This is a genomic window from Aeromonas sp. R6-2 (genome assembly GCF_040908155.1).
GTDB lineage: Bacteria > Pseudomonadota > Gammaproteobacteria > Enterobacterales > Aeromonadaceae > Aeromonas > Aeromonas schubertii.
Window position 1 is genome coordinate 32,799 of sequence record NZ_JBFODE010000050.1, and the last position, 7,273, is coordinate 40,071.

Sequence of the window (7,273 nt, forward strand, 5' to 3'; positions counted from 1 at the left end):
AAATCGCTGAAACGATTCAGTCTTTAGGTTAAGTGAAACGATTCAGCTTGTCAGCATCCCAAGCCAAAAAGAGCGGGGATGGCCCCACGGCTCTTACCCTGCGGTGGTTGGTGCCGAGGCGAAGCGAGTCGACCGGCGTTCCCAAGCCGCCGGTACCGAAACATTGATATTGCATTGACTGGAGAGTGTTTATGTTGACCCTGGCACCCGATGAGATCCTGTTGGACCAGCGCGCCGCAAGCAAGGACGAGGCGATCGGCCTGTTGGCGTCACGGCTCGAGGCCGCGGCCCTGGTAGAGCCCGGCTACCTGGCCGGCATGCAGGCCAGAGAGGCCCAGCACGCCACCTATCTGGGTAACGGCATCGCCATTCCCCACGGCACCACCGAGACCCGCCACCTGGTGCGCCAGACCGGGGTGCGCGTGGCCCAGTTCCCGCAAGGGGTGGAGTGGGACGACGGCCAGAAGGCCTATCTCGTCATCGCCATCGCCGCCAAGTCCGACGAGCATCTGGGGATCTTGCGCCAGCTCACCCGGGTGCTGGGGGATGAGGCCGCCACCGAGCGCCTTCGAACCACCCGGGATGTGACCGAGATCATCCGGGTGCTCTCGGGGGAGGGTGACCCGCTGGTAACCGGGGCGACAGGCCGGGCTGACGGTCAGCGGGAGCTGGCCACCCTGGCACACTTCCCGGCCCTGAGCCTCGATGAGTTGCTGCTGGGGGCCGGTGCGCGCGCCAAGTCCCTCGGCTGGCTCGACACTCAGGCCCTGGCCACTTTGCTGGGGGCCGCTCCCCTGCATCTGGGGCAGGGGGTATGGCTGGCCCGCACCGCCGCCGGGCAGGCCGGATGGCTGTTGGCCACCCCGGCCCAGCCACTGGTGACCCATGGCCACGAGGTCAACGCCCTGCTGCTGCTCTGCGCCAATGGCCGGGGGCATGAGGCGGAACTGGGCCGGCTGGTGGAGCTGACAGGTGCTGGCCGCCTCGGCGAGCTGGCCCGGCACGGGCTGACCCTGCTGCAGGGCGAGGCTGCCCCGGTCGCCTCCCAGAGCGACGGCCACAGGGCCACCTTCACCATCGTCAACCCCCACGGCCTGCACGCCCGTCCCGGCGCCATGCTGGTCAAGGTGGCCAAGGAGTATGAGGCAGAGATCCGCGTTGCCAACCTCGACGGCAGCGGCGAGGAGGTCAACGCCAAGAGTCTGATGAAGGTGATAGGTCTCGGGGTCAAGTGTGGCCATCGCCTGGCATTTCGCGCCGAGGGGACCGATGCCGGGGCAGCCCTCAATGGGCTTGGCGAGGCCATCGCCGCCGGTCTGGGTGAAGGGGCCGGAGCATGAAGATAGCGACCATCACCCTCAACCCGGCCCTCGATCTGACCGCTCGTCTGGACGAGCTCTGCGTGGGGGAGGTTAACCTCGCCGCTCAGGCCTCCCTGCGCCCTGCCGGCAAGGGGATCAACGTGGCCATGGTGCTCAAGGATCTCGGCGGCGAGGTGACCGTGACCGGCTGGCTCGGGGCGGGGAACCAGATCCCCTTCGCCGAGCTGTTTGGCCAGAAGGGGCTCACCGATGCCTTTGTTCGGGTGCCCGGCGAGACCCGGATCAACGTCAAGATTGCCGAGGGCTGTGGCCGGGTGACCGATCTCAATTTGCCGGGCCTGCAGATAGGCGAAGAGGCCCGGCAGGCGCTGCTGGTCACCCTGGACAGGCTTTGCCTCGATCACCACTGGTTTGTGCTGGCGGGAAGCCTGCCCAAGGGGATCGAGCCCGAATTTGCGCGCGAGCTGGTCGCCCGTCTCAAGGCGCGCGGCAAGCAGGTGATCTTCGACTCGAGTGGCGCGGCCCTGCGTGCCGGCCTGGGTGGCTTGCCAACCCTGGTCAAGCCCAACCGGGAGGAGCTTGGCCAGTGGGTCGGTCACCCCATCGAGAGCGATCAGGAACAACAGGCCTGCGCCAACACCCTGCTGGCCCAAGGGGTCGACCATGTGGTGGTCTCCGACGGCAGCCGAGGCCTGCTCTGGTTTGGCCGGGAAGGGGTGCTGCGTGCGGTGCCGCCACGCATGGAGGTGGTCAGTACGGTCGGTGCCGGGGACTCCCTGGTGGCCGGCCTGGTCTATGGCCTGGCCAGCGGATTGCCCAGAGAGGAGACGATTCGCCTGGCCACCGCCGCCTCGGCCCTGGCGGTGAGCCAGGTGGCCGTTGGATTTGACGGGCGCGAGCAGCTCGCGCCCCTGATGGAACGCGTTGTCGTTACACAACTGATGACTCAAGGAGATGCCCAATGAAAGCATTGATAGTCACGGCTTGCCCCGCGGGCATTGCCACCGGTTTTCTCGCCGCGCGCCGCCTCGAGCAGGTAGCCAGGGCGCAGGGGTGGGAGGTCAAGGCCGAGGCCAGAGGCCATGATCCGCTGTTGAGCGAGGCCGAGATCGCCGCCGCCGAGCTGGTGGTGGTGGCCGCCAGTGGTGAGGCGGATCTCGCCCGCTTCGAGGGCAAGCGCCTCTATCGGGGTGAGATAGAGCAAGCCATACAGGCGCCCCAGGCCCTGCTGGAGGCGGCGATCCGTGAGGCCAGCCCCTATGCCCATGTGGCCAGTCCCAAAGCCCGGAGCGAAGTGGCTGCCAGCGGACGCATAGTGGCGGTGACCGCCTGCCCGACCGGGGTGGCGCACACCTTTATGTCGGCCGAGGCCCTCGAAACCATGGCTCCGCAGCTTGGTTACGAGATCCGGGTCGAGACCCAGGGCTCGGTCGGTGCGCAAAATGCCCTGACGGCGGAGGAGATCGCCGCCGCGGATCTGGTGCTGCTGGCCACCGATATCGAGGTGGAGATGTCCCGCTTCGATGGCAAGCGGGTCTATCGCACCAGCACAGGGGCGGCCCTCAAGAAGACCCGCGCCGAACTTGAAAAGGGGTGGCGCGAGGCCAAGGTCTATCGCCACAGCGGGGGCCAGAGCGAGCCCAGGAAGGCGGAGAAGGCCGGGCCCTACAAGCACCTGCTGACCGGGGTCTCCTTTATGCTGCCCATGGTGGTGGCCGGTGGCCTCATCATCGCGTTGTCGTTCGTGTTTGGCATCGAGGCATTCAAGGTGGAAGGCACCCTGGCCGCGGCCCTGATGCAGATCGGTGGCGCCTCGGCCTTCGCCCTGATGATCCCTGTGCTGGCGGGTTATATCGCCTACTCCATCGCCGACAGACCGGGTCTGGCACCCGGCATGATAGGGGGCATGTTGGCCAGCTCCCTTGGCGCCGGTTTCCTCGGTGGCATAGTCGCGGGTTTTCTCGCCGGTTACAGCGCCAAGTACTTGAGTGACAAGGTGCGCCTGCCGGTGACCCTGGAGGCGCTCAAGCCCATCCTCATCATCCCGCTGGTGGCGAGCCTGTTCACGGGGCTGGTGATGATCTACGTGGTGGGTGGCCCGGTCGCCGGCATCATGAGTGCCATGACCGAGTTTTTGAACAACATGGGGTCGGCCAACGCCGTGCTGCTGGGTGTCATTATCGGGGCCATGATGTGCTTCGACATGGGCGGCCCGGTCAACAAGGCGGCCTACGCCTTTGGGGTCGGTCTGCTCGCCTCCAAGACCTATGCGCCCATGGCGGCCGTGATGGCCGCCGGCATGGTGCCGGCACTGGGGATGGGGATCGCCACCTTCCTCGCCCGCAAGAAATTCATCAAGGCGGAGCAAGAGGCGGGCAAGGCCTCCTTCGTGCTGGGTCTGTGTTTTATCTCCGAGGGGGCCATTCCGTTTGCCGCCAAGGATCCCATGCGCGTCATCCCCGCCTGCATGGCCGGTGGTGCCTTGACCGGTGCCCTCTCCATGCTGTTCGGTTGCGAGTTGATGGCGCCCCACGGCGGCCTGTTCGTGCTCTTTATCCCGGGCGCCATCAGCCATGTATTGCCCTACATGCTGGCCATTGCCGCAGGCTCGGCGCTGACCGGTGTCAGCTATGCCATGCTCAAGCGCAGCGAGCAGCCGACGGCCAGCCTCGCGACCGCCTAATCAATACCCTGATGCAAGCGGCCCTCGGGCCGCTTTTTTATTGGCGTGAACGGGAACCCGGGGGCGCTTAAAAATCCCATCCATCCGGAGTCGGCGGCTCCTGACCACTCTCGACGGCCTTGCGTCTGGCGGCCTCGACCCGGCGTTTGCGGTCCCGGCACAGACGCAGCACCTCCTGTTGCTCGGAGGCGGACATCTTCTGCCAGTTAAAGCGCTCCTCGCGGCTGCGATAGCACCCCTTGCAGTAGCCACGGTTATTGGCCTCACAGACGCCAATACAGGGGCTCTGCAGAGGAAAGAATTCGAGCTGCTCCATGATGGCTCCCGTCAATCCCTGCTCATGTTATAACCCAGGGGCGGTCACTTGTAACTTATTGATAACCCCCTGCAAAAAAAGGTGCTTTACGGCTCTTGGCGGGTTTGCTTTGTGACCGGCTTTTTGGCATCTTGCCGCCCATCAGTGGCTTGGTGTTGTATGAGGACCTAATGAAGATGCGCTCCGGTTGGTGGTTGGCCATTCCCCTGGCTCTTGGGGGGTGTGCCGGCTCGGGGGAGGCCCCGAAGAAAGCGGTGAAGCCCACGGCAGAGAGCTGCTTTGTGGATTGCAACCAGGAAGAGAACCTGGGGCGGCAGTATCTCGACGGCAGCTTGCCCGGTGAGCTGAATCACGTGACCCGGGTCAACAGCAAGCAGGCTCGCAATTTTCGCATGTTCGGTCCCCAGAGCCAGCTGGTGGTGGACAGATCCAAACGCATGGCGAGCCGCTACGGGGATCTCTACTACAAGCTCAACCGCTGGATAGCGGCCGGTGGCGATCCTGCGGCCTTACCAGGCTACGGCATCTCGCTGGCACAGATGGGGGGCGCCGATCGTCAGGGGAACATCCTCTTCACCGGCTATTTCTCCCCGGTGCTCGAGGTTCGGCGCCAGAAAGGGGGAGAGTTCAAGTACCCCCTCTACGCCATGCCCAACTGTGGCGGGCGTTGCCCGAGCCGGGCCCAGATCCATCAGGGCGCCCTGGCCAATCGTGGCCTGGAGCTCGGTTATAGCAAGTCCCTTATCGACAACTTCCTGATGGACGTGCAGGGGTCGGGATTTGTCCACTACGGGGAGTCGGATCAGCTGCAATATCTCGGCTATGCGGGCAAAAACGGCCATGGCTACGTCAGCATAGGTCGGGTGCTCATCGATCGGGGCGAGGTGGCCAAGGAGAAGATGTCCCTCAAGGCCATCAAGGAGTGGGCCGACAGCAAGTCTGAAGCCGAGGTCAAGGAGCTGGTGGAGAACAACCCCTCCTACGTCTTCTTCCAGCGCCGTCCCACCAACGATGTGATCGGTGCCGCCGGCATCCCTCTGCTCGGCATGGCGGCGGTGGCGGCCGATCGCCGCCTGCTCCCCATGGGCACTCCTATCCTTGCCGAGGTGCCCCTGCTCGATAAGGAGGGGAACTGGACCGGCCGCCATGAGTTGCGCCTGCTTATCGCCCTCGATACGGGCGGGGCGGTCAAGGGCGGACACCTGGATCTCTATCACGGCATGGGCGAGAAGGCCGGGCTGGATGCGGGCCACTACAAGCACTTCGGCCGGGTCTGGAAGCTGGGGTTGCACAGTGGCCCCACCGCCGCCCCCTGGGTCTATTGATGGTTGCAGGCTGCCCCCGGGCAGCCTTTTTTATGTCATCCTGACATCCAAAAGGAGGTGGTCATGAGACGATGGCTGTGGATGGTGTTGCTGCTGGCTCTTCCCCTGCACGCCGAGGTGATGGTGCGCGACATGTTCGATGCCCAGGGGGCGGCGCAGACCCTGCGCGAGCTCTATCCGGATCTGGGGGTGAGCCATCTGGGAAGCCAGCTGGTGGTGAGCGGCCCGGCGGCGCGTCTGGCCGAGGTGAAGGGGACGCTGGACACTCTCGACCGGCCGCCGGCCATGCTCAATGTGGCGTGGCGGGTGGTGGGGGAGACGCGCGATCAAGGGTGGCAGGCGGGGGTGGCGCAGGGGGATCTCGTCCTCGGAGCGGGGAGCCGCCATGCCAGCTCCAGTGGCAACTGGCAGGTGAGCGGTCTGTCGGGCAAACCGGTGCAACTGACCCTGGGTAGCACGCGTCCTGTGGTGCTCTACGGCTGGCGTGGTGAGCGCTGGGTGCTGCTTGCCGAGGAGCGTGAGGGCATTGCCGCCGTGCCGACCCTGGTGCGGGAGAGGGTAAGTGTGACCGTCGGGACTCGCAACAAGGTGGCCGGTGGCGATCGCCTTCAGCAACTCTCCAGCGAAGTCAGCGGCCGGCTCGGCGAGTGGATCGAGCTTGGCGCCATCAGTCAGGAGGGGGACGCAAGCCAGCTCGGTACCAGCCTGGGTCAGGGGAGTCAGGCCCTGAGCCAGCGGCTGCAGATCCGGGTGACACTTCGATAGGGTCGCTCTGGTCAGTGGTGAGACAGGGCGCCTGGGGGTGCCCCGTTTTTGTCTTCACCCGTGGGAAACGGGGATATCCCTTGCGTAGTCGCGAAGGGAGCGACTTCGCAGCAGATACCAGATGGCCCAGAGGTTCCCCACCAGGGTGAGGGCATTGGCCCAGCTAAAGTCCCATCCCTGATGGGTGAGGGTGGTGATTTGCAGCAGCAAGCCGCTCAGGGCGGACAGCAGCAGCAAGCCCCGGGTATGGCGGCGCAGCCAGGCGCGCAGTGGATGGGTATGCAGGCCGCCACAAGCAAGCAGGGCCAGGGCGGCGGGGAGATCGCTGGCCATGGCAAGATAGAGGCTGATCTTGTCCGGATAGAGCAGGGTGAGGATGTCACTTCCTCCCTGCCGGGTGACGCCGGCCATCAGGAAGAGCCAGAGAGAGCGGGTGAGCAGCAGGGCGATGGGCCAGAACCAGAAAGGGGGATTGAGCTGACCATGGCGATCATAGCGGTGTTCGGGGTAGAGGGTCATGAGCATCTCCTGGGGCGATGACAAACATATGGGGATGCCGTGGCGTGGATGCAATGGGTGGGTGTTAAGCGGGGGGCAGATAAAAAAAGTCCCTCGCGAGGAGGGACCAATTGCACACAGATACAGGAACACAAGCCAACAGGCTGGTGAGAGGAATTATGCGCCATTGAGTGTGGATGCCTAGCTGTCAGATGTGACATGGGGGAGAGGAAAAGGAAAAGGCCCAGTCACAAGACTGGGCCTTTTGCGGGGAATGATGGTCGGCGTGAGAGGATTTGAACCTCCGACCCCTGACACCCCATGACAGTGCGCTACCTGGCTGCGCTACACGCCGACGTGGTCA

Annotated in this window: 7 protein-coding genes and 1 tRNA gene; 5 read left to right on the plus strand and 3 right to left on the minus strand. The window is 64.8% G+C overall.

Going from position 1 to position 7,273, the window contains the following annotated elements; translation table 11 throughout:
• The first annotated feature begins 191 nt into the window (after window positions 1-191).
• Genes fruB through fruA form a run of 3 tightly spaced genes read left to right on the plus strand, consistent with a single transcriptional unit; the run spans window position 192 to window position 4,005 of the window.
• Window positions 192-1,340, plus strand: coding sequence for a fused PTS fructose transporter subunit IIA/HPr protein (gene fruB / locus AB5Y48_RS13330; RefSeq protein WP_368164792.1), 1,149 nt, complete (start codon window positions 192-194; stop codon window positions 1,338-1,340).
• On the plus strand, window positions 1,337-2,287 hold the full coding sequence (pfkB, locus tag AB5Y48_RS13335; protein ID WP_368164793.1) for a 1-phosphofructokinase: 951 nt from the start codon (window positions 1,337-1,339) through the stop codon (window positions 2,285-2,287). The genes fruB and pfkB overlap by 4 nt, the downstream gene beginning before the upstream one ends.
• A complete protein-coding gene (gene fruA / locus AB5Y48_RS13340; RefSeq protein ID WP_136613463.1) occupies window positions 2,284-4,005 on the plus strand; it encodes a PTS fructose transporter subunit IIBC in 1,722 nt (573 codons plus the stop codon). Before pfkB ends, fruA begins: the two co-directional genes overlap by 4 nt.
• A 67-nt stretch (window positions 4,006-4,072) precedes the next feature.
• On the opposite strand, the gene AB5Y48_RS13345 is transcribed toward fruA, so the two are convergent.
• Window positions 4,073-4,321 carry a DUF1289 domain-containing protein gene (locus tag AB5Y48_RS13345; protein ID WP_050664753.1) on the minus strand — a complete coding sequence of 83 codons (249 nt, stop codon included), beginning with the start codon at window positions 4,319-4,321 and terminating at the stop codon, window positions 4,073-4,075.
• Window positions 4,322-4,491: 170 nt separating this feature from the next.
• Between AB5Y48_RS13345 and mltA the strand changes: the two genes are divergently transcribed.
• Together mltA and AB5Y48_RS13355 are read left to right on the plus strand one after the other, a co-directional pair.
• The gene (gene mltA / locus AB5Y48_RS13350) at window positions 4,492-5,646 is read left to right on the plus strand and encodes a murein transglycosylase A (RefSeq protein ID WP_050664754.1); all 1,155 of its coding nucleotides are present in this window, start codon (window positions 4,492-4,494) and stop codon (window positions 5,644-5,646) included.
• A 63-nt stretch (window positions 5,647-5,709) separates the two neighbouring features.
• Window positions 5,710-6,411 carry a hypothetical protein gene (locus AB5Y48_RS13355; RefSeq protein WP_368164795.1) on the plus strand — a complete coding sequence of 234 codons (702 nt, stop codon included), beginning with the start codon at window positions 5,710-5,712 and terminating at the stop codon, window positions 6,409-6,411.
• Between the two features lie 54 nt (window positions 6,412-6,465).
• On the opposite strand, the gene AB5Y48_RS13360 is transcribed toward AB5Y48_RS13355, so the two are convergent.
• Window positions 6,466-6,930: a DUF2919 domain-containing protein gene (locus AB5Y48_RS13360; protein WP_368164797.1), complete on the minus strand. Its 465-nt coding sequence runs from the start codon at window positions 6,928-6,930 to the stop codon at window positions 6,466-6,468.
• A gap of 257 nt (window positions 6,931-7,187) precedes the next feature.
• Window positions 7,188-7,264 (minus strand) — tRNA-Pro (locus AB5Y48_RS13365).
• Window positions 7,265-7,273: the final 9 nt, after the last annotated feature.